Here is a 22038-nt window from a genome sequence, read left to right as displayed (position 1 = left end):
TTAGCTCCAGTAAGTATTTCTGTAAGAGAATCGTCTTGGACTCGGTCTGGTGGAGATCATATTGTCTAGCGAAGCAGCGGTTCTGCTCAAAAGTGTTTCTAGAGCGGTTAACTCATCACCGCTGAGAAAACCATCAGACTGTCTCATTATTCTGAAGTTGTGAGCTTGTTGTCTTACAGCATTTTCAAGGCTATTAGCTTCGTCAACGGTTATTAGTCTTTGTCTGCGAGCATCGGAAATTCTCCGTTGCAGTTCTTTGTTGCGAGCCATGTAGTCGCCAGTGCTGAAGCGTTCGAAAGAGCGTTGTCTAAATTGAGCATCTGCCGGTAGAACTGATGAAACAATAAGTCCAACAAGCATGAAGCAAGTAGTAGCTAAGGCAATGGGTTGCATAGTCAGTCCTACCAAGCTGGGTGTTTAATTTTAAAGACGTCAGTAGGCTATTCGGGGTTCCCGATAGCCCAGATTAGAGTCTGGGCTAAACGCGGAAAGCCCATCTCTGTTTGATATTTAAGGTGTAAGATTTGGAGCGTACCGGGGTCGAACCGGTGACCTCTTCAATGCCATTGAAGCGCGCTACCAACTGCGCTAACGCCCCATAAGGAAATTCTTCCCTAGTTCACTTTGCAGGATACCATGAGGGTGCGTCTCGAGTTTAGGCCTTAAGGATTTAAAGGTATTTAAACCTTATTTCCCCTTGGTTAGCTGGTTGAGGCTGTTACCCACCTGTTCAAACTCCAGGGCCAATATCGCTGCTTCTTCTGTGGTCAATTTGTTCTCGGATGCTTTTAAATCTGCTTCTAATTTGTATATGCGATCAAGCTGATTAGTCAATTGTTGATACTGCGCTTGATTGATTTTGCCACCGTCTTTTGCTTGTACAAGTTGGTTGTGCAGATCCATTTTGCTTTTGTCTATATTTGGCAAATCAACTAATCGGTTAGCCAATTTGTCTTCAATTGTTTTGCTCAATAGATCGAGATCAACTGAAAGCTCAAGTTTTTCTGCCTCAGACAAAGTTCCTTCAGAGCGGCGGAATTTTTCTTCTTTGCTGGCCACTTTGTCTAAGTCTTCCTTGAAGGCCATCGCTTCTTTGTCCGTCAATTGTCCGGCATCTTGTGCGTCATCAATACGTTGGTTGAGATCAACTGAAAGCCCGTCGACATTTTGTGATGGAGTTTGTCTTTGCCGCAATTGCGCCTCGAGCTTTTTACTTAAGCCGTCCATTTGAAAACTGAGGACGACACTTTCCCAGTTGCTCATCAGTCCGTCGTCTTTGAATTTTGCTTCGGTGTCGGCAATTTTCTTGAGTCTTGCGCGAAAATCATCGCCTTCGCTGTTGGATAAGCGGCCGGCTAAAACGGCATCATCGATACGCAAGGAGAGGCTCTTCTGACGAGCTGCGAATTGAGCGGCATCAAAGGCCGGCATTTGCGCTGACATAGGCAAACATGTGCTCAACGCAATTGTGAGAGCCAAGCCCATGGCACTTGCCGAGAGTTTCATATAAGGACCTCCTTGTCCGATTTTGTAGACATTTTTAGTTTCTGACTTGCCCAGCGAACTTTGCTTTTTATATTCAACCAGAAATACTCGTCGGGCGGCCAAAGGAAAGATGATTCAAAATAACACCAGATAGTACAACCCTGGCAAAAACTCCAACTGCCTTCTTCTTTGCGTTTTTGTTGGACATGTTGGCTTCTCCATAATTCATCCAGGTTAGAGACACCGTTTTCGTGAGTGATTTTCAAACGTTCATCATGCATGTGATAGCACGGTAAAAGCAAATGATCATCCGGTGAGATGACGATTGTCGAGCTTATTGCTCGGCAACGTGGCGCATCTATTTGATTGCCACCGTCGGCGGCAAATTTTGTAAATGCCTCATTCATGGTCACATTGTCCATTTTTGCCAGCCGGTTTAACTCTTTCATGCCTGCTTCATCAAGCAGATCATTGCCGCAATAATCAAAAACAGGACCCAGCAGTACGACCACGCCTAATTCCTGTGCGAGCTTCACTACACTTTCTATACCCCAAATTGATTCCGGTGTAGCAGTGGCAATAATGGAAGGCTTTTCGCCCAATTTTTTGGCTAGCTTTATGCTTTCAACGACCTTTTCATACCCGTCTACTCCTCTTTCCTTCTTGTAGCTTTCTTGGACGGTTGTGGAGAGGGAGAATTTAAGATCGTCCACTAGCCCGGTTAATTCTTTGGCTTTAGCTGGATAGAGAATGCCGGTGTTGGCCAAGCTGGTAAAGAAACCCATTTTCTTGGCAGCTTTGAGGACTTTCGGTAGTTCTTTGTAGATAAGCGGCTCACCGCCGGTGAAGTCTACAACTTTGACGCCCAGGCGCTTAAGCGCAGCCAAATTTTCGATGACGATTTCTACAGGCGTTTCCTTAATACCGACATTTTCCGCTTTTACCGGAATGTCACAGTAGGTGCAACGGGAATTGCACTTGTAAGTCAGGTAGTAATTAGCTAGAAATGGGGGCATGCTTTTGAGTATATTAGCCCTTTACGATATTCTGGTACATGCTAGCAAGTAGGATATACAAATTATATGAAGCGCCACGAACGATTACTGAACGGTCAACAAGCGGTATTGTTAATTGTCGATGTTCAAGAAGCGTTTCGCAAAAAGCTTCCGGATGTGCCTAACCTGACGCGTAATATTTCCATTCTTGTTGAAGCCGGCAAAATTCTTGAATTGCCTATTTTTGTAACTGAGCAATACCCGCAGGGACTGGGTAAGACTGTTCCTGAAATTGCAGCTTGCTTGCCTGATCACGAATTGTTCGACAAGCTTTGCTTTAGCTGCTGCGGTGCCGACAAATTTATGGATGCGCTCAAAGAAACTAAGCGTAAGCAGGTAATACTTTGCGGCATTGAAGCTCATGCTTGTATTAGTCAAACTGCACATGATCTATTAGCTAACGGATACGATGTGCATCTCATTGTCGATGCAATTTCCAGCCGCTTTCCGAAAAATCGTGATATTGCAGTTGAAAAAATGATTGACTCAGGAGTTGTTCGCTCTTGCGTTGAGATGGCTTTGCTGGAAATGCTCGTTGAGGCCGGAACCGAAAAATTCAAGGCAGTGCAGAGGCTTATTCATTAGGGATTCGAAACGAGAATCCCCGAGTCTTTTTTATCGAACAAAGTGGCAACAGGAATTTCAATTGTTGCTTTCTCGATAGCAGCCTTGCTGTCAAAGTAAATTATGCCTTGAGTCTTTTCACCGGGCCAGAGAATACGTTTGGCAAACCGTGATGATTCAACAACTCGTCTTTCTTGATCTTTGCCGTAGCGTGTAAGTGGCGGCTTGCTGTATTTGTAGAAATCTTCGACTGTGGGAACCAATCCCACGGATGCTGCTGCCGGTGCAACCTCAGTAACTAGATCGACAGCTGCTTTCTTAAGTGTCGTCGGCGGGCGGACAGTCATTTGCACGTCAACGAGAGTAGAGCACTTATAAGCTTTCTCTCCAAGCTTTGCCACCGCTTCATCGGCGCTTATAACTAGCGGTCTGTTTGTTTGGTTGGAAACGGTCACTGAAAGACCTTTTAAATCTTTGAATTTGATTATTTGGCGATCGACATCCATTTTGAGTGTCATACCGATGTAGCCTGTTACAGGCAAAGATGGTTTGCTTTTATCCGTTGGATTGACCATGAGCATATCTTGCGTCATGACGGCATCAGCACCTGGCGCTCCTAGTCCGGCCATTGAATCCGGATTGCTGCCGGGTATGTCGGTGGTGCCTTTTGTTTCTGTAATTGGACCCTTTAACGTCTGCCCGGAAGCCGGCTGAATGAAAGCACTTAGTGAAATTAGTGCTGCCAGCGCATTTGCAATTTGTGGACGAAATCCCATTTGTTCCTCCTGGGCCGTGCTACGGGAATACCCAATTTACTTTCTTGCTGGGAGTAGGTTCGATATAAACTCCCGGCTTATAACCCTGTGTAAGTGTTGTGGCGTTGATCATACCGATGTCGTGTAATAGTTGTGCTTGTGCCACATTCGATGCGACAATTGCTTGCGCTTTGGTGGATAAGTTGCTCACATAATCCTTTTGGGCATTAATCACATCAAGGCTAGTGCCTACTCCGGCGCTCAAGCGAATGCGCGCCAGGCGTAAAGCTTCCCGTGAAGCGGTAACGGCAGCTGCTGCTTTATCAATTACTTGTTTGGCTGACTTGATGTTGTGAAAATCTGTGCGGACGTTTTGTTCGACAAGCGAAAGTTCTTGATTGCATTGCATCATTGCCTGTCGCGCAAGGCTCTTAGCTTGTAGAACTTGCGCGGCCGTTGATGCTCCGCCGTTGGGCAAGGACCAGTTGAGTTGGAAGCCCAATTGAACTTGTCTAAATACCCCAGGGAAAATTCCGGCTGGTGCCTGGAAGCTACCGTTTTGGTTGGGTCCTGATGAGAATATGCCTGCGCCGCCGCCGAAAGTAGAAGGAGCAACAGCACCGGAAGAAACTGCAGAGCCTGATTGCAGAGCATATAAAGGAATGCCGCCTGAAGATGCCGGCAAGGCAATTGGTGCGGTGTTGGCACCCTGTGATGCGGTGGTACCGGCTGTTGGGCTGAAGCCTTGTTGCTGACCAAGCGCGTTATTGCTTACTCGTCCGGCAAATGTTGAGTTGAGAAAGGAAGTGATTGAAGTCGTTGCTACGCCGCCTAAGGCAAAGCCGTTTGTCGGCGGGTCGACGGTCGTGTTGCTTGCCGTATAGCCTACAAAGAAATTCACGGCAGGATAGACGGTTGATGCCACCACTTGCATGTAACGACGAGCAACCAGTCTAAAGTATTCATATTGTCGAAGTCCGGGGTGGTGATTCATGGCGTCGTGCAAGAGCGTTTTGACGCCGACCGAATCAGAAAACATATTTGCTTCCGTGAGCGTTTCTTCTACGGGAATTAGATTGACGTCCATCGGATAATTCAAGGTGGCGTTAAGAGTGAGCGCTGACTGGCGCATTTTTACTTGTTGATTAAGAAATTGTTGTCTGTCCCTTGCTAATTGCGCTTCTCCTTGTAATACGGCGAATTTGGTCCCTGTGCCGTTTTGCAGCTGGAGGTTGGCCACTCTTACTAGTTCTTGATCGGCTTCTACCGACTTTGCCCAAATCTGCAATAGAACTCTTTGCAATAAAAGGTCTGTGTATTTTTGATAGACAGTCAGAAATACGTCTTGAAAGGTTCCGCGGTAAGCACTGCGCCAAGCCTTTTCACGGTAGTACTGCGAAAGTATATTGGAGGCAACGCTGCCACCGGCAAATACCGGCATAAAAACGCCGGTAAAAAATTGCCTGGAAATGGATGTTGTATCCAGATTGTAGACATTGGCAGATCGCAAGTTGTACTGCATTACAAAACTGGGCAGAATCGAACCCATGAGAGACATTGTTGCCCAGTGTTGATAGATGAGAGCCTCGCGCGAGAGTTTCACTTGCATGCCTTGATCAAGCACGTAATTGATGGCGTCACGCAATCTGATTGACTGATCGTAACTGGATTCTGATCGTAAGTCTCGAAATGAGTTCATCTGGATAGCTGTAGTTAAATAAAGCGGATTGAGATCAAGAGTCTTATTGGCTTCATGATTAGCCGGAGTTTCTTCAGCTAGAGTTATTGGTTCAATTAATTTAGTCTGTTCAAATTCGGGTTTGGTTTCAATTGATGTGGTCGTACTGGCAGGAGGTCCAGGAGGCACTTCACTGTCATCAGGTTTTTTGTCGTCGGAATTTTTGTCACCCGTGTCTTCGCTGGCAACTAATTTGCCTGCTAAGTCATCCAGTTCGTGTTTTGATAATTCTTCATAGGAGAAAGCAGGTTGTGCAACCAAAAACGCAAGGATAAGAATTAGCGAGCCAATCTTCAATCCAAACTTCCCTTAAACCCATGAAGTAGGGTTTCTTTGCTTATTAGTCCAGTATCGTGAAGCAGTTGCGCTTGAGCATTGTTGGAGCCGACAATTGCTTGAGCTTGCGTCGTCAACGCATTGATATAGTCCCGTTGCGCTTGTATGACTTCTAGGTTGGTGCCCACGCCCTGGCGCAAACGAATGAGAGCTAGTCTTAATTCTTCTTCCGACACCGCAGAGCCATAAGCTGCATTGTCAATTTGTTCTCTGGCAGCTCGCCAATTGAGATAGTCCGAGCGTACTTGTTGAAATACGGTTTGCAATTCTTGGTTGGCTTGAATTCCTGCTTGGCGATTAAGTGACTGCGCGCCCATAATATTGGCTGCGTTTACCAAGCCCATGCCGTTCAGGTTCCAGGTAAGGCCCATGCCGTTTTGCACTGTGCGGAAAAGTCCACTAAACACACCTGCGCCGGCTGTCTCGCCGCCTGCAGCTGCTGTGCTTTCGGCAGCAGCTGCAGCATCCGTGAATTGACTTGTTGTATTGGTTGTCGAGGCAACTGTAAAAAAGGACAGCGATGGGTAGAGCGGAGCGGCTGCAACTTGCAGGTTTCTTGCCGCTCCAAATTTGAACATTTCATATTCTCTAAGTTCAGGACGACGCTTTATGGCTATATTTACTATATCGCCTATCTTCGCGTCAGTCTGCCAGAGAGACTGCTCTGTGATTGTTTCTTCAGCAGGAATTAAATTGGCCAGCATTGGATAGTTCAAAACAAAGTTCAGTCCAAGAGCGGCAATTCTTACGCCGACTTGTTGTTGAATTAAGGCTTGTCTATCTGCTGCTAATTGCGCATCTGATTGCATTACAGCAAAGCGTGTGCCGGTGCCGTGAGCTTCTAATTGCTGGTTGACACGCAATTGCTCTTCGTCAACTTCTACTGCTTTAGCACGAATTTGCAGAAGTATTCTTGCCAGAAGCAAATTATTGTAGCTCTGGTAAACCTGCAACATAGTGTCATTCAATGTCGCTTGATAGGCATGAGACCAGCCTTTTGTTCTGAAGGCTTGTCCAAGTGCGCCATACATGATGCTGCCGCCTTGGAAAACAGGATAGTTGATACGAACTAGATTGACACGCGCCATTGATCGGATTTTCTCATTAAGAATATCCGTGCGAGTGACGTTGTAGGCCATGGAAAAGCTTGGTAAGGCTGATGCCAGGTTGCCGAGCAAAACGTATTTTTGATAGTTGACGCTTTCTTTGGAAATCTTGATTCCCAAATTGTTGTCCAGCGAGTAATCGAGCGCCTGCTCAAGAGTGATAGGCTCGTCGTAGCCGACTTCTTGTCTTACGGACTTAAAAGAATAGAGTGAAACAGACGAGTGCAGTCGCAATGCGCTCATGGGCAGAGTCTTATTCTTTTCATGTGTCTTGGCTGATTCCGTCCCAATTACATCTAATTCAGCCATTGCCGGATTACAGCTAAGGCTCAAAAGCGTAAGTAAAGACAGCGCGAACTTGCAATCGCGTTTGGGGATGGTCTCCCAACATGTCCGGGAACGAATCAATATTTCTACTCGCGTCTCAGCAGAAAAATTATAGCTCTGATGAGATCCGTTGCGACTTTGCCCTTAATGTGAATGAATTCATGCAGGGGATTCTGGTTAGTTAGCCGGCGATGTCATTATCTATAATGCTCTGATCCGGGTGCTTCTGAGGGAGGTTGCACTGTTTCCATAATCTTGTCCATCTGTATGTGAATATGATCCAGCTGGACGGTTACGTAATTCGTCAGGTGATCCAGGCCGCTTTTCATAATGAACGAACCAATCACGATAATGATAAGTACCAACAATGCGAAATTGAAGGCGTGCTTGTTAAGTTCTTTCTTGTTCTCATCGAACAATTTTTCCAAGACCTTAACTTGCGCATCTAGTCGATCACGAATTTGATTGTGTTTTTCGTCTTGTTTGCTCTTGATGTCGTTAGTTGTACGGTTAATTTGGCTTTCCAAATAGAGAACCTGGTTTTGCAATTCTTTTAAGAGGTCGCCGCTATCTGCTGGTTGACCGGCACTTACAGTTGATCCAGGCGCAATCGTGTTTTCTTGAATCTGTTGTTCAAGGCGCTCCATGCGCCCGGCCAGTTGTCCAACCGACTCTTGCATCAGTTTATTCAAGGAGTTGATAGTAATTATCAGCTCCTCGCGGTTTTGTTCATCAGGCATTAAAGCGTCCCCGCGTTATTACTAGGGTAATTCTAACGCTTTAGCCTCCAACAGCTCTACCGGATGCATACATGGCGCTGCCGGCAACGACTTTGTGAGTTGCCTCATCGGCAACGTTGACTTCGACTGTTTTCAAATGCTCCGGCTGCTTTGTGCTCTGACCCTTGTATACACCCCAATAGGCCGAGCCGACTTTAATCGTGCGCGGTCTAAGTCTTGGCAACAAGATTGTCGGATAGGCAATACCTATAAGTGTGGCTAGTGCAATTACCAACCCGATCGTATTGGTTATCTCGTCCATGAAAGTTGCACCGCCCGGAAGTCAAGTTCTTATAACAGCAAGTAGGATACCACTGCTTGTTGACTTCCGGCATGGTGGTTTCACGAACCAAACCAAAATCTAAGGGGCCGGTCATTAGACCAGCCCCTCAGAAGGTGTGGTTGGATTCGTTAGGAGTGGACAGGTAAAGAGATGCTGTTAGTGGCTGATTGCTTCGGCTAGCTCACGATAAATGTCAGCAAGGTAATTGGTCACACCCGCCTTGGTTGGCTCAACTTCGCCGTACCGTATGAGTTCGGCGGCTTTAGATTCGAACAAACCACGGAGTCTTTCGTCAAAGGCTTCAATAAGTTCTCTCATAAAGCGCCTCCTTAGGCAAATAAGCTAAAACGAGCCCTAGCCACGTTTTTAGCGGGTTTTTAGTAACGGGTTATTTGGTTTTTTGAGTGAATTAATTCTGTCTCAAACTATTCTTAACCTCAAGGCCCTAAGTGATTATTTTTTGAGATCAACCCAATATTTAATGACCAACCACTTGGCTTGCTGGGCTTGAGATAATTAGGGAAGTCCATGAGCTGAAAACACATGTTGAATCCTTTAGCCCAACCATCACTCCGCCATCTTTTGGCATCCGACGCCCTTTCAGAGGCGCAGGTGCTGGTTGGTGACGATTTCTTGGACCGGGAGATAAGCCAGGTAGTCACCAGCCTCAATCCGACGCCGCGGGATAACAGCCTGCTTGTAGTGCGTGCCGGGTCGTTATCGAAGGAAGACTTATCCGCCTTTGACGGTTTGGCCGGTGTCATCGTCATTAAACCCTTTGTTGTTTCTCCTGATTTGCCGGCAGCTTCCGGAATGGGTGGCACGCGTGCTCCGGCGGCCGGCTCATTAGCTGCTGTTGACTCCGAGCTGAAAAAGCTTATTAAGGCAGCTGAGGAAGTGGAAATTCCTCTGGTGCTCATGCCGGGATTTGGTGATGCCGCACAGATGGCGGAAGACATAAGGCAAGCTTTTTTATCCGAGATAAAGCGTACCAGCTCTCGCCAACACGCGCATCTTTTAGCTCTGGTTCTCGACAAAGGATTATCCGGACTGGTCGATGAAATGGCCGAGCATTTGTCGCGCCCTTTGGTAATTGAGACTGCGGATTTTCGAGTTTTAGCTGCGCAAAATATGGGACCGACACCAGCTAATCAGCAACGTGCATTGACTGATCAAGTCAATCAACTTTTAGCTAAGCAATTGAGCGACGAAGAATCCAAAGACGAGCCTCTTGTATTTCGACAGCCTGTTCGTGTTGGTAGAAGATTGGCAATTCCTATTTTGAATAAGGGATTTGTTGTCGGTTATCTTTCAGCCATGCTCAGACCAAATGACGATGTCGAAGCCATGTTCGAATTTCTCTCTCCTGTTGCATTGGCGGCTATGGTTGATTTCAGTCATCGCAGCAAGGAAGTGTCTGCTTTTGCTGTTACCTATCAAAACCTTTTGAAAGATCTCTTGTCTGGACGAACTCTTTCTTCGACCGATTTGGATAGACTGGAGCGTCATTATGGCTTTGATATTTGCGACGGCTTGCTTGTCTTGGCAGTGCAAGTACTAACAGGCGAATTGCCTGGAGAAAAACTTGAGGCACTTGTCGGACAGCGTTACGTCACCGTTGATGTGGAAGGCACTCGTGTTTTTGTCATACCAGTAAGCAAGAAGTCCAGTAAGACCTGGCAGCAAGAAGCCGAAGCCTTGAAGCAATATTTGCGCAAAGATAATGACGAGCTGACGATTCAGTTTGGAGCAGGTCGCGTCGTGGAAAATGCTCTCGAGTTGGCTGATGCCTACAGAGAAGCAAGACAAGCTCTAATCATCGGCTCGATGACCAAAGGCGATAACGAATTCCTCATGGGATACGGTGACCTTGGCGTCAGACGTCTTCTCTATTTGATGATCGATCACGCTGAGTTCGACAGGTTTTGTGAGGAAATTCTGCAGCCGCTGGAAGAGTATGATGCCGAATGGGAAACGGAGCTGGTACCGACAATTTCCGTTTATTTGAAACATGGAGCGAATTTAAACTCTGCTGCCAGAGCGCTCTTTATCCACCGCCACACGCTGCGTTACCGCCTTGAGCAAATTGCTGAGATTCTTAAGGTGGATATCGATTCACAGGATGTTTTGCTAAACTTGCAGATCGCGCTCATGATTAAAGACATGAAGGGGATATCACAGAGTTGAATCGACCTGCAGTCGAAGCTGTCAATATAAGCAAGAGCTTCGGAAACCTCCAAGTAGTAAAACCATTAGACCTTTCCATCGGCTCAGGAGAATTCTTCTCGCTCTTGGGACCATCTGGATGCGGCAAGACAACTCTCTTGCGCATGATTGCCGGATTTGAAACTCCGACAACAGGATGTGTTTTGGTTTCAGATCAGGACATGACCAAAGTGCCGCCGCATAAACGGCCGGTGAATATGGTTTTTCAAAGCTATGCGCTTTTCCCTCATTTGACTATTGCTGAAAACGTTGCCTTTGGATTAAAAGCAGCAGGAGAAGCGGCAGGCAATATTGCCGGCAAGGTCAAGGAAGCCTTGCAATTGGTGCATTTAGGCGATTATGGTGAGCGTTATCCATCGCAATTGTCCGGTGGACAACAACAACGTGTCGCTCTTGCCAGAGCTGTAGTAAAACGTCCGCAAGTACTTTTGCTCGATGAACCACTGTCCGCACTCGACTTGAAGATTCGCCATCAGATGCAGGAAGAGTTGAGCCGTTTACAAAGAGAACTTGGTATCACTTTTATCATGGTCACTCATGACCAGGGAGAAGCTCTTGCTTTATCTACAAGAGTTGCTGTGTTTTACCAGGGCAATTTGGAGCAAGTGGGCACTCCTGAAGAAATTTACGAACAACCTAAAACCGCTTTTGTGGCAAGTTTCATAGGGCAGACAAATTTACTTGATGGGCAAGTTGTAGAAAGACAAACAAGTCATATTCGAGTAAAAATTGCCGACAATGTTTTTCTCTGGGTTAGGGACCTGCTTGAAGGTGGTCCGAGCAAAATAGGCGATCCTGTCTATGTAGTCTTGCGAACACAAGTGCCTAAAGTTGTGCCATTGGCAAAAGCGCCTGCTGCTGATGCCAATACAAACTGTCTGACGGCAACAATTGATCAAAAGAGCTATCAAGGTCATGTCACAGACTATTGGCTAAAGCTTGATTGCGGAATCACTTTGAGAACTTCCGTAAATACATCGGCCGAATCCAATTTTCAACTCGATGATGAGGTCGCTGTTGTAATTGAAGCCGATTCGGCATATGTCCTGGCTGATGGTGCGGCTCATCCACGGCCCAAAGAATTAGCTGTTGTATAAATGCGCAATATCGGCAGACGAGAGTTTTTGATTGGTGCTGCAGCTGCAGCATCGGGATTGCTCACAGGATGTATGCCTGCCGCCAAAGAAATTGGCGGCGCTGAAAAGCATGGTGAGAAGCAGGTAAATATTTATAGCTGGGCCGATTACATCAATCCGGAAGTAATTCCTCAGTTTGAAAAGCGATACGGAATTAAAGTCGTCTATGACACTTTTGCTTCCAACGAATCGCTTTTGGCCAAATTGCAAACCGGCGCTTCCGATTATGACGTAATCGTGCCGACCAGTTATGTGATTCATCACCTAAGTCGTATGAATTTGATCAAGAGTCTGGATCACGGACGCTTGCCGAATTTCAAGAATATCAGCAAGAGGTTTATCAATCCGCCTTTTGATCCGCAGTGTCAGCACACTGTGCCATATACATGGGGTACAACGGGCATTGGGTTCAATCAAAAAGCCTTTGATCGAGGGAAGTTACCTGATAGTACGGACATCTTCTGGGACAAGAAATTAAAAGGGCGCATGACTTTGTTGGATGATGCTCGCGAAACAATTGGCATGGCTTTGAAACGCAGAGGGGATTCCTACAACACTACTTACGAGCAGGAAATTCGTGAGTCCTATGACGATCTGAAAATTCAGAAGCCGCTAACAATGAGTTATACATCCGATCAAGTCATCGTACAGTTAGCCAGTGGTGACAGTTTGTTATCACTTGTCTACAGCGGTGATGCCTATCAGGCGGCAAGAGATAACAAGGATATCCGCTACGTAATTCCGGCAAAAGGAACGTCCTTGTGGACGGATAATTTGAGTATCCCTGAAGCGGCTCCGCATGTGGACAATGCCTATCTGTGGATAAATTTCATGCTTGAGCCGGAAATTGCCGCCGCAAATTCCAATTACACTCGCTATTCAACGCCCAATGAAAAAGCTTTGCCGATGATTGAAGCCGAACTTTTAGGGGATAAGAACTTATACCCTGATGACATGGTTTTGGATCGTTGCGATCAAATAGGTGATGTAGGACAACTGCTCTTTCTCTACGATCGCTTGTGGACTGAATTGAAGTGTTCGTAATTAGCTGATGTCCTTTTTCTCTTTCGCCTCTTCTTCGTCTTCATGGCGCATCGCTTGATAGATGTGTTCGTTGACGGTTGTATTTCCCGATTCGGCCTGGTTGGCTAAATTAATGAAGGCAGAGACAATGTCACCGGCACTGGCGACATTGTCTTTTATATTGCTGGCTCTATAATCCTCAACTAGTTTTTGCAGTACTCGTGCAGCTATTCGATCGTCGACGCTAAGAGATTCATCTTTGCTGTCTTTCTCGAATTGCTCTTTGGGAATTACCTTGCCGCCGGTACTATGTTTGACGGCGTATCTTTCGACCATGCCGGCAACCATATTTGCTGCCGTATCGTGCTCGCTCTGTTTTACCGAGGAACCGGTGCTGTCATAGGCTGTTATGTGCGGGTTGTTTTTCTCACCAAGATTGACAAAGCTAAATCCACCAGATTCATTGTCTGTAATAAACTTTCCAATCATCGGTGGTTTGCTGAGTGGCTTGCCGTCTTTGCCTATTTGATGCCAGGTAAGGCCATCCGATGATTTCCAATGGGAACTATGCGGCTTAGGTGCCCAGTACTCGCAAGGGTTGTTTGTCTTCTCATCGTATACAACTTTGCGCTCTTCACCATCGGGATACTTTGTTGTCCAAGAGTGATCAGCTTTGCTTATGGTTGTATGTGAACCGTCCGTGCGATGAATTTCGACATCGCCTGTCTTGTGCGTCCAAGTGAGGTCTCCTCGAGGATTGACGGTAAGTTCCGAATTCCAAATTTGATCTTGTTTTTCATCAAATTGTGTCCACGTACCATCATTGTTCTTTTCCAGCCAGGGTTTGACATTTCCAGCTTTATCGAATGAATCAATCGAAACAAGTTGGCCTTGTACCCACTCGTAGTTGTAACCTTGATCGTTTGAATAAGTGAGTTTTGTCAGATGCCCATGCTTGTCCAGCTCAGCAGTAGTGCCGTTGCCATATTTTTCTGTATGAGGTTTTCCCTCATGTGGTTCCGGTTTGTTTTGCTTTTCAGTTGGCTGTTCAATGGCGGCAGTCGGCTTATCGCTTAGGCTTGTCTGGACGTCATTGGCCGTCTCGAGGTGTGGTATCACCAAGCTGTCTTCCGTAACAAGGGTATCTGGAGTGAGAGATGTCTTCCCATCAAGGACAGTATTTAATTGCCCCTGTTGAGACAACGTCTGCATTTCCTGCAATCCGCTAGTTGAAAGATTGTCCGGTTTGGCCGGTGTATTTGAAACTGTTGCGTCCAGCTTCTTTTCAGTATCGTTTTCGGTCATATTAAATATCTAACTCTTGTGTTGGTCATAAGCGATATCATCCAAGGTCATTTTTGCGAGAGTCTCTTGGAAGACTTTGCCATTGAGTTCATTTGAATGTATGAGTCCTATCCCGTGAATGTCCATGCATTTTTTCAAAATGGCCGCCGCTAGTTTTTGCTCAGCAGATCTATTTGAGTCCTTAAGAACAAGATCCAAATCGTCCTTGCCGATATAGCCCATCCAGCCGACTGGATTGTTGGGCTTAATTTCATCGAAGTGCGCTTTCACTACATTTGCTTGAAGATCTCGCACTTCGTCTGTTGCCTTAAGCGTCTCTTTGATGGACGCAGTTTCGGCTGGTTTAGCCGAAGCAAGTTTCGGCTTATCCAAGTTGGTTATTCGTTCGTGTCTATGACCGTCTTTTGAGACGACTGTCCAATGAGGAGTCTCATCAGGAGCTTTGCGTTGATTGTCAAAAGCAAAGACGCCGTCTGGACTTATATACATACGTCCGACCAAGACATTCTTTTCGTCTTTTACTTTGTCTGCGTCCTTGATGAAGTTCCCTTTTTCATCGACCTTGCGCCAGTGAACTCCATCATTTGTTTTCCAGCTGGAGCAAAGATTCTTGTTGGAGCTTACAACTTGATAGCCCGTTAGGTGCCCGTCATTGTCATAGGTGAATTTCCGAATGTCGCCAGTGGTGCCATCGGCTTTCGGCGGATTGTGAATTTCAAGGACAGGACATTTGTCATTAGCTTGTCCGGCAATGTGTTTTTGCACAAGGGATGAGCCGTCGCTCTTCAATGTCGTAATTGTCCAGTTGTCCGTATTTGTATATTGCACTTCTTTAGTTTTTTCGTTTACGGAAATTGAGCCGCTTGAAATGACGGTGTCACCTTTCATATGATTGAAAATATTAACTCCTGGCGTCTCTCGCTCGTAACGAGTGCCGTCATTTTCTAAAACTTTTGCAACCTGTCCGTCATTTTCGCGATGAATAGCACGTTTGCCACCACCCGGCCATTCAATCGTGGATATTTTAGAATCAGCCTTTTCAGGTGGTTTTGGTTTGCCGAGACTAGCTTCACCAAGCAGTTTTGCGTGTGCTTTGCTTGCTTCACCCTGCACATGTTGATCATCACTTTTTTCTGGTTGACTGTGCTTCTCGACCATTGTGTATCTCCTATTCTTTGCAGGATTTTGGTAATGGCATAACAAAACCTTCGAGCATATCCGGATTAAATGACGCCTGGATGCTCGAAATATACCCAAAAATGGACTCTTTGAGCCCTGATTTAATCTAGATTCGCTTAGCCCAAAGCAGCCTGCTGCCGGTTTCTATTGTCTTGAGCGAGATAATTTCCCAATTGGTAAAAAGAGCTTGCAATTCCTCATCGCTGAAGCAGCGCAAGAGCATGCCTTTGCGACCTTTATCCGTGTAGACATGAGTCTTATCAGCCAGCTCGAAAAATTCACCGGGCCCAGTGCCGACGAGGTCAAAACAACCAAAAAATACACCACCTGGTTTAATGAACGAATAGAGCTCTTTGATAGTTTGCTCGGCTAGGTGATAGGTGAGATGCTCGAAGATAGAGTTGGCGACAACTGCATCGAAGGTGTCCTCGACGTAACTCATATCGGTGATATCACCAGTTTCAAAAGTTATCTTGAGGTGTTCGTCCTTTGCCCAAGAGCGAGCTAGATGAATCGCTTGATGAGCGATATCAATCCCAGTGACTGAGAATCCTAGCCGTGCTAAGTAGATTGATAACCATCCTGAGCCACAGCCCAAATCCAGAACTGTTTGACAGCCGTGTGTTTTCAGAGCTGCTGGAATGCTTTCCAGATAGGGCAGATCGGGCATCTGCGTATAAGCAGTCTTGACCGGACTCCAGGCTTTTTCCCAGAAGTCCACGTTTTCACGGTAAATGTCCGTATCCTTTGTCAATTCGGACGGCAATTTGGAATTTTCGCTTGGCATGATGCTAATAGTCTAAGGCTACGATTAATACTCTTCAATGAGTGGTATGGAGAAAGCAAGGAAAATTAAGGTGGCTGATGGTCGGAGTAAGCCGAACACAACTGCAGATGATGCTCTTAAAGCAGGCCGGTCCCGGCTTGCTTTCGTTGAGCAATCCGACGCTTGCTGAAGCTAAAGAATTCCTGCAGAAAATCGAGCAACTAACTCTGGATGAGAAGTTGACGCCTGTAATTGTCTACTGGTCCAGTCGTGATGCTAATCGGCTTTTGCCATCTGAGCAAAAATATCGCGAACTGATGCGCGAAGCTTTTCACTTATCGCTCTTTTCAGAAGACCTGCAAGATGCTACGGATGAGTGGTGCTTCTTAGTTATGAGCCAGCTTCTCTGTACGATAGTGTATGCACAAGAGACGGATGAACCGGGACGCTTTCAATGTGTCGGTACGGTGGATCCGGATCTTGTCCGTCAAGCTTTTGACAGAATGTTGCCCATTTGGCAACAGAAAGATTTTGCTGAGAGTAATGCTGTTCAGGATGCTTTGACAAATTTAGGTACTTGCACAACTACACCGGATAATGCACAAATTTGCCGCAACGAATGGCCGGTGATAAAAACTGCACCTGCGGCTGATGGACAAATTTTAAAACCATCTGGGCCGGTTGACCCTGTAACTGGTGCCGTTAATCCGGCGTTTGTGCGACCTACGGCACCGAAGTCTAAGGTGGTAATACCTATCATCAAAAGCGACATGCCGGTTGCAAATAAACCGGTGGAGCTATCAGACTTAGGAACATCTGAAGTTCACGAACCGGATCAAAGCGTATTAGCAAATTTGATGAAGCCCGAAGACGAACAGCCTCTGCCGCCATCACCATCAATGGCGGATGTAGTGTCTGCCGAACCGGAAGGACCGTCTCTTGTTCCTTTGGCGGCTCAAGAAATCATCAAAGACATAATTGGCAAGTTGCGTCAATCAAGTGACTTAACAGAAATTCTGCAGGCGGCAATTGAAAAGTTGGTCCATGTTGGTCTTGCAGATAGAGGATTGATTTGGCAAATTGTCGGCGATGAGCTTGCTGTTACTAATGAATACGCACAAAATGAGAACACACCTTTTGTGGGAACGCACTTGAACCCACAAGAGTCATCAGCAATTGCCAGTGAATTCATTTCACGCTTTCCGGATGAAACAGGTTTTGGTGTAATAAGCATCACAGACATTCGCACCGATACAAAGTTGCACAAATTATCGCAAACTCTCTGGTCGCTGTTGGAGCTTGGTGAAGTGAGAGCAAGATTGGTTGCCCAGTTGCGCAGTCAAAGCGTGGTCTTGGGCTTCCTTGAATTGCAGCAATGTGGCAAGCCGCGTTACTGGTCGCAAGAAGATGCAACCATTATGCAAAGTGTGGCGGAAATGTTGTCGGTTGTAGTGAAAGAAGCATCCGACCAATCAAAAATTGCCGCTGACGCTCAAGAGAAGAGACTGATTAATGAAATTGCCACTCTGTTTAGAGCATCCGGTGGACAGAAAGAGAAGGAAAAAGACACACTAGCCCAATCGGTAAAACTGGTTGCCGATCACATGGGCTTTGTGAATGCTCAGCTTTATCTCTACAACCCGGAAGAAGGTCTCCTTGAGCCGCAAATGCTTGATGTGAAGCATTCGCCTGTAAATCTTGCCGTTAAGGATAATCCATTCGTAATTGTCTACGAGTCGGGGCGTCCGAAGATAATCAATGCTGAAGTGAATCCCAAGCCTGATCCGTATTTTGGACATGACTCTGCTCTTGTGATACCACTTTTAGCAGAAGGCGAAATTATAGGCGTCCTTGGTCTTTGGACAAGACTGCCTAACCCGAGACAATTAGCCGAGCAAGATGCCGCACTGGCTTTGACAATTGCGACACAGTTAGTCAGTTTCATTCGTGCAGACAATGCCATTGCGCAAATTCGCGCCGACAGAGCCCGCGAGTCACTAATCAACAGGGTGGCTACGGAAACAAGACAGAATTGGAAGGACGTCGACAAGATTCTTGAGACCTTGGTGGCGGCGCTGCAGGAATACTTTAGTTTGTCGCTTTCCGCAGTGTCACTGGTTGATGGTCAATCGCAAGACTACACCAAATCTAAATTTGCCGGTGAATTAGCACCGCCTGAAGGTTCTGTTTCAGCCGAGACAGCGCCAAATGTAGGCGAATTATTGATGATGGGTCTCATCGACAGACTCAAAAAAGATGAGATTGTATTCTTGGGCGCAAAAGAAATTGAAGAACTGCTTGCCGCAAAAGGCGCGCTGATTCCTGAAAGAGTTAAGTCCGCAACTGTTGTTCCTTTGGTGCACGGCGGCTCACTTAAGGCTGCTTTGTGTATGTTATCCAGTTTCAGGCAAGTGCCTTATTCGGACAAAGATATGAAGATGGTAGGAGATCTGGCTTACATGGTTGCCGGAGCCATTACCCACAAAGAACTTGTTGAACAAGTTGAATTGCAGGCAATTACCGATCCTATGACGGGCTTATTTAACAGGCGCCATTTTCAAGAGCAGTTTTCCAAAGAAATGGATCGTTTCGGACGACAACCAACACCGTTTTCTTACATCATCATCGACCTTGATTATTTGAAGAAGATAAATGACACATTGGGTCACCAGTTCGGTGACGCAGCAATTAAGCATATTGCCAATGTTTTGAAACGCAATGTGAGAGATGTCGATACTGCCGCACGCTATGGTGGAGAAGAATTTGTAATTCTATTGCCGGCAACCGACACATATGCTGCCAGAATTGCCGCTGAAAGATTATGCGCAGCCATTCGAGCTAAGGAAGTAGAAGGCGTTGGAATTGTTACAGCTTCCGTGGGAGTAGCAACTTTTCCTGATGATGCGCAAGACAGAGATCAGCTAACGGAATTAGCCGACCAAGCGCTTTATCTAGCCAAACACAGAGGACGTAATAGAGTCTGTTCCGTTTCAGATGACTTGATGCCCAGCTTAAAGGAACGTGGTGAAGAAGCGCTGGAAATTCAAAAGGAAGCAATTAAGCACAAAGCGCAAGAAATGGCTTCTATTGATTTAAATCTCATTGCTGAGCACGGCATATTGGGAATTTTGGGCGCAATTATCAAAATAATTGAAGCGCGTGACGCTTACACTAATGAACGCTCTCCGCGTGCGGCGGAATTTGCCGGCAAGATGGCGCAAGCATTGCATCTGTCAAAAGATCAAACGACTGTTATATCTTTGGCGGCAATTCTTCACAATGTAGGAAAAATTGCTCTGCCCGAAGAGATTTTGCAGAAGCAGGGGCCACTTACTGATGAAGAAAGAAAAATCGTGCAACAAAGTCCAGTCATTGGGGCCAAGATTTTGGAGCCCGCTAAACATTTGCACAGAGTAGCCTCCGTTATTGAGTCGTATCACGAAAACTGGGACGGTACAGGATATCCCAATGGTGTTGCCCGCGAATCCATCCCATTAGAATCGCGCGTCATATCGCTTGTTGATGCTTATGTGGCGATGACCTCCGATCGTCCATGGCGCAAAGCTATGAGCCACGAAGAAGCAGTTAAGGCTATAGAAGAAGGCGCCGGCAAGAAATGGGACCCAAGATTGGTCAAACTATTTTTGAGCATGGTAAATAAGGAAGCAAAATCGACGAAAGCAACTCAAAAGAGTGACAGCGGTTAAGATTGGGAAAAGGCTTTTAAAACGCGCTAGATAACTTCGGTTAGTTTTTGCCAAACACGTTTTTGATCGTGAGGTCCGAGAATGCCTAACTTGGATAGGATTAGTCGTTCATCAAGAGTAAATAGTTTCAAGCGCACAACCGAAGGTGCCGACAATCCCGATGTTTTTAAATCAGTGATGGTTATGTCTGATGGCCACGGGCTATTTTCTGCACTTGTCACCATCGCCAGAATAATGTGGCCGTGGCTGTCCTGGAATGCGGGTTTTGATACTACGAGCGCCGGACGGCGCTTTTGCGCTTTGCGGTCGGCAAAGGGAAAAGGCACCACCACTACGTCTGCTTGCTTATAAGTTGCCATAGGCTTTTTCATCAGCTGCTGAATTCCACTCAGCTAGTGTTGTCTCAACAGCTTTGGCGTAGGTCAAATCTAACGGAGTCGCTTTGACCAAGATGACTTGTCCTTTTACTTCTGAAAAGCCGATTAAATCTCCGCGTTTTAGACCGAGGCGTTTGCGAATTTCCGCTGGAATCGTTGCCTGATATTTTTCCGTAAGTCTGGAAGCGTACATGGCTTGGGTGTTTTCCGTAATATGGTAATACTGTATTACTATATTACCACAATCTCTTTACAATTTGCCAAAGAAGAGTCCGATAGGTTTAGGTGCTTGGCAGCCGGGTATGTAGATAATAGGATCGACCGACGATGGCTTCGTAACGAGCGGGCACACCAAGTGTTGGACCCCGACTGAGTCTCACAACGATAAGCGTTTAAGGCGGCAACGATCGTTTAATGGAAGGCGAAAAAAGGATATAGGAGCAGGTCCCTTTGTGACCGGTGAGTGAACCGGCAAGGGGACCTGGTTTTTTGTTGATACTTTAAACGGGCGCATGCAATGCGCCCCTACGAAGCTTTTTCTTCTGGCAAATAGGCATAACATTCAACAGCTTGCGGACGTTCCTTCTTATGGCATTTTTCCGGGCTGTTGAATTGACAATCGTCACAAAGATAGCGCTCACCGCGATACTGCTTGACGGCTACGAAAGTAACCACCAGCGCGGCTATTGCAATAATGGCGAGCATTATTAACGACATGCACTTACCTTATATAGAATGGCATATTGTACTTGATCATGCGAAGCCAAAAACTTAAGTCCCTTGAGTCTTTGGATCCAAAACGTCACGCAGTACATCGCCAACTGTGTTGAAACAGAGAATAGTAATGAATATGAAAATGCCGGGCGCTATAAGCCATGGTTGATTGACCAAATCATTGACGTTATCCAAAGCTGCTTTGAGCATATTGCCCCAGCTTGCATCGGGTTGCTGAATACCCAGTCCGATGAAACTAAGACCTGATTCGGAAAGAATAAATCCAGGTACACCCTGAGTGGCAGCGACAATTACAAAACTTGCAGTCTGTGGCAAAACGTGTTTCACAACTGTTGTAAATTCTGGCATGCCGCTTGCTAAGGCGGCTTGCACAAATTCCTCTTCGCGAATAGACAAAACCATGCCGCGAATTATTCTTGCCAGTCCTGCCCATCCAATCATGGAAAGAATGACAGTGATAAGGGCAAATCTTTCAGAGCTCGACATACCTGGTGGCAGAATTGCCGCCAGTCCTATCAACAAGTAAAAACTAGGAATAGACATAATCGCTTCGGCAACGCGCATCATCACATTGTCGACGACGCCACCGGCAAAGCCAGCAATGCCTCCGTAAAGAATACCGAGAGGAAAAGCTACAAGTAAACCAAGAAATCCAATTGTCAGACTTTTTTGCGCGCCGAAAAATAATCGGGAGAAATTGTCTCTACCATTAATATCGCTACCCAAAAGAAAAATCTGGGCTGGGCTTTCAACGCCAAACAAATGAATATCGCCTGGCATGATGCCGAAGATTTTGTAAGACTCACCTTTAACAAATAGTTTCAGTGGAAACTTCTTGTCTGTTTTTTCTTGATAAGTCTGGCGAAAAGTTGCCGGATCAAATGTTCTTTCCACCTGGTAAACGTACGGCCAAGTAAGTTCGTTGTTTGAATCTTCAAAGTGCACCGGCGTGGGTGGCGCATTTGCCAGGTCTGCGTCACTGAAATACATGCTATATGGTGTTAAGGGGTCAGCAAAAGCTGCGCAGAAGTACAATACGCACAAGACAATAAGTCCTGCCCGAGCAACTTTGTCTTTCCAGAGTCGCTGCCAGGGCGTCTTGCGAATTGGCGGCAATGCTGTTGGTGCTTCTGCTGTTAGTAAGGTCGATTCCATT

At 46.2% G+C, this 22038-nt stretch carries 21 protein-coding genes and 1 tRNA gene; 5 read left to right on the top strand and 17 right to left on the bottom strand.

The window, feature by feature from the left end:
- The 4 genes from K2Y22_04710 to K2Y22_04695 all read right to left on the bottom strand — a co-directional run bounded on the left by K2Y22_04710 (nt 1) and on the right by K2Y22_04695 (nt 2501).
- Nucleotides 1-393 (bottom strand): hypothetical protein, encoded by a 393-nt coding sequence (locus K2Y22_04710; protein MBX9877738.1) that lies wholly within the window; start codon nt 391-393, stop codon nt 1-3.
- Nucleotides 394-525: 132 nt separating this feature from the next.
- Nucleotides 526-598 (bottom strand) — tRNA-Ala (locus K2Y22_04705).
- A gap of 89 nt (nt 599-687) precedes the next feature.
- Nucleotides 688-1506, bottom strand: a complete 819-nt coding sequence (locus K2Y22_04700; protein ID MBX9877737.1) for a hypothetical protein — start codon at nt 1504-1506, stop codon at nt 688-690.
- A complete protein-coding gene (locus tag K2Y22_04695; GenBank protein MBX9877736.1) occupies nt 1503-2501 on the bottom strand; it encodes a radical SAM protein in 999 nt (332 codons plus the stop codon). The genes K2Y22_04700 and K2Y22_04695 overlap by 4 nt, the downstream gene beginning before the upstream one ends.
- Nucleotides 2502-2567: 66 nt before the next feature.
- On the opposite strand from K2Y22_04695, the gene K2Y22_04690 reads away from it, so the two are divergent.
- Nucleotides 2568-3125, top strand: coding sequence for a hydrolase (locus K2Y22_04690; GenBank protein MBX9877735.1), 558 nt, complete (start codon nt 2568-2570; stop codon nt 3123-3125).
- Here the strand turns inward: K2Y22_04690 and K2Y22_04685 are convergent.
- From K2Y22_04685 to K2Y22_04660, 6 genes are all read right to left on the bottom strand, one after another.
- Entirely contained in the window at nt 3122-3880 is a 759-nt protein-coding gene (locus K2Y22_04685) for a hypothetical protein (GenBank protein MBX9877734.1), read from the bottom strand. The genes K2Y22_04690 and K2Y22_04685 overlap by 4 nt on opposite strands.
- 19 nt (nt 3881-3899) lie before the next feature.
- Nucleotides 3900-5894 carry a TolC family protein gene (locus tag K2Y22_04680; GenBank protein MBX9877733.1) on the bottom strand — a complete coding sequence of 665 codons (1995 nt, stop codon included), beginning with the start codon at nt 5892-5894 and terminating at the stop codon, nt 3900-3902.
- Entirely contained in the window at nt 5891-7348 is a 1458-nt protein-coding gene (locus K2Y22_04675; GenBank protein ID MBX9877732.1) for a TolC family protein, read from the bottom strand. Before K2Y22_04675 ends, K2Y22_04680 begins: the two co-directional genes overlap by 4 nt.
- Nucleotides 7349-7563: 215 nt before the next feature.
- On the bottom strand, nt 7564-8106 hold the full coding sequence (locus tag K2Y22_04670; protein ID MBX9877731.1) for a hypothetical protein: 543 nt from the start codon (nt 8104-8106) through the stop codon (nt 7564-7566).
- A 40-nt stretch (nt 8107-8146) separates the two neighbouring features.
- Entirely contained in the window at nt 8147-8407 is a 261-nt protein-coding gene (locus K2Y22_04665) for a hypothetical protein (GenBank protein MBX9877730.1), read from the bottom strand.
- Between the two features lie 177 nt (nt 8408-8584).
- Nucleotides 8585-8746 carry a hypothetical protein gene (locus tag K2Y22_04660; protein ID MBX9877729.1) on the bottom strand — a complete coding sequence of 54 codons (162 nt, stop codon included), beginning with the start codon at nt 8744-8746 and terminating at the stop codon, nt 8585-8587.
- Between the two features lie 225 nt (nt 8747-8971).
- Here K2Y22_04660 and K2Y22_04655 point away from each other — a divergent pair, with 225 nt between their 5' ends.
- From K2Y22_04655 to K2Y22_04645, 3 genes are read left to right on the top strand one after another with little or no spacing between them, the layout of a single operon-like run.
- Nucleotides 8972-10615, top strand: a complete 1644-nt coding sequence (locus tag K2Y22_04655; GenBank protein MBX9877728.1) for a helix-turn-helix domain-containing protein — start codon at nt 8972-8974, stop codon at nt 10613-10615.
- Entirely contained in the window at nt 10612-11751 is a 1140-nt protein-coding gene (locus K2Y22_04650; GenBank protein MBX9877727.1) for an ABC transporter ATP-binding protein, read from the top strand. Before K2Y22_04655 ends, K2Y22_04650 begins: the two co-directional genes overlap by 4 nt.
- Nucleotides 11752-12834, top strand: coding sequence for a spermidine/putrescine ABC transporter substrate-binding protein (locus K2Y22_04645; GenBank protein MBX9877726.1), 1083 nt, complete (start codon nt 11752-11754; stop codon nt 12832-12834).
- Here the strand turns inward: K2Y22_04645 and K2Y22_04640 are convergent, their stop codons facing one another.
- The 3 genes from K2Y22_04640 to K2Y22_04630 all read right to left on the bottom strand — a co-directional run bounded on the left by K2Y22_04640 (nt 12835) and on the right by K2Y22_04630 (nt 16084).
- A complete protein-coding gene (locus K2Y22_04640; protein ID MBX9877725.1) occupies nt 12835-14118 on the bottom strand; it encodes a hypothetical protein in 1284 nt (427 codons plus the stop codon).
- 9 nt (nt 14119-14127) lie between these two features.
- Complete coding sequence (locus K2Y22_04635) at nt 14128-15276, bottom strand: hypothetical protein (GenBank protein MBX9877724.1); 1149 nt, start codon at nt 15274-15276, stop codon at nt 14128-14130.
- Nucleotides 15277-15403: 127 nt separating this feature from the next.
- Nucleotides 15404-16084 (bottom strand): methyltransferase domain-containing protein, encoded by a 681-nt coding sequence (locus K2Y22_04630; GenBank protein ID MBX9877723.1) that lies wholly within the window; start codon nt 16082-16084, stop codon nt 15404-15406.
- A 77-nt stretch (nt 16085-16161) separates the two neighbouring features.
- Between K2Y22_04630 and K2Y22_04625 the strand changes: the two genes are divergently transcribed.
- Nucleotides 16162-19770 carry a diguanylate cyclase gene (locus K2Y22_04625; GenBank protein MBX9877722.1) on the top strand — a complete coding sequence of 1203 codons (3609 nt, stop codon included), beginning with the start codon at nt 16162-16164 and terminating at the stop codon, nt 19768-19770.
- Nucleotides 19771-19796: 26 nt separating this feature from the next.
- On the opposite strand, the gene K2Y22_04620 is transcribed toward K2Y22_04625, so the two are convergent.
- The 4 genes from K2Y22_04620 to K2Y22_04605 all read right to left on the bottom strand — a co-directional run bounded on the left by K2Y22_04620 (nt 19797) and on the right by K2Y22_04605 (nt 22037).
- Nucleotides 19797-20141, bottom strand: a complete 345-nt coding sequence (locus tag K2Y22_04620; protein MBX9877721.1) for a type II toxin-antitoxin system PemK/MazF family toxin — start codon at nt 20139-20141, stop codon at nt 19797-19799.
- Nucleotides 20116-20340: an AbrB/MazE/SpoVT family DNA-binding domain-containing protein gene (locus tag K2Y22_04615; GenBank protein ID MBX9877720.1), complete on the bottom strand. Its 225-nt coding sequence runs from the start codon at nt 20338-20340 to the stop codon at nt 20116-20118. The genes K2Y22_04620 and K2Y22_04615 overlap by 26 nt, the downstream gene beginning before the upstream one ends.
- Before the next feature lie 332 nt (nt 20341-20672).
- Entirely contained in the window at nt 20673-20864 is a 192-nt protein-coding gene (locus tag K2Y22_04610; GenBank protein MBX9877719.1) for a hypothetical protein, read from the bottom strand.
- Nucleotides 20865-20918: 54 nt separating this feature from the next.
- A complete protein-coding gene (locus K2Y22_04605) occupies nt 20919-22037 on the bottom strand; it encodes an ABC transporter permease (GenBank protein MBX9877718.1) in 1119 nt (372 codons plus the stop codon).
- Between the last annotated feature and the right edge of the window lies 1 nt (nt 22038).

The organism is Candidatus Obscuribacterales bacterium (genome assembly GCA_019744775.1).
Classification (GTDB): domain Bacteria; phylum Cyanobacteriota; class Vampirovibrionia; order Obscuribacterales; family Obscuribacteraceae; genus SBAT01.
Note: the sequence above shows the minus strand (reverse complement) of the source record. Positions and strands in the feature narration are given on the sequence as shown.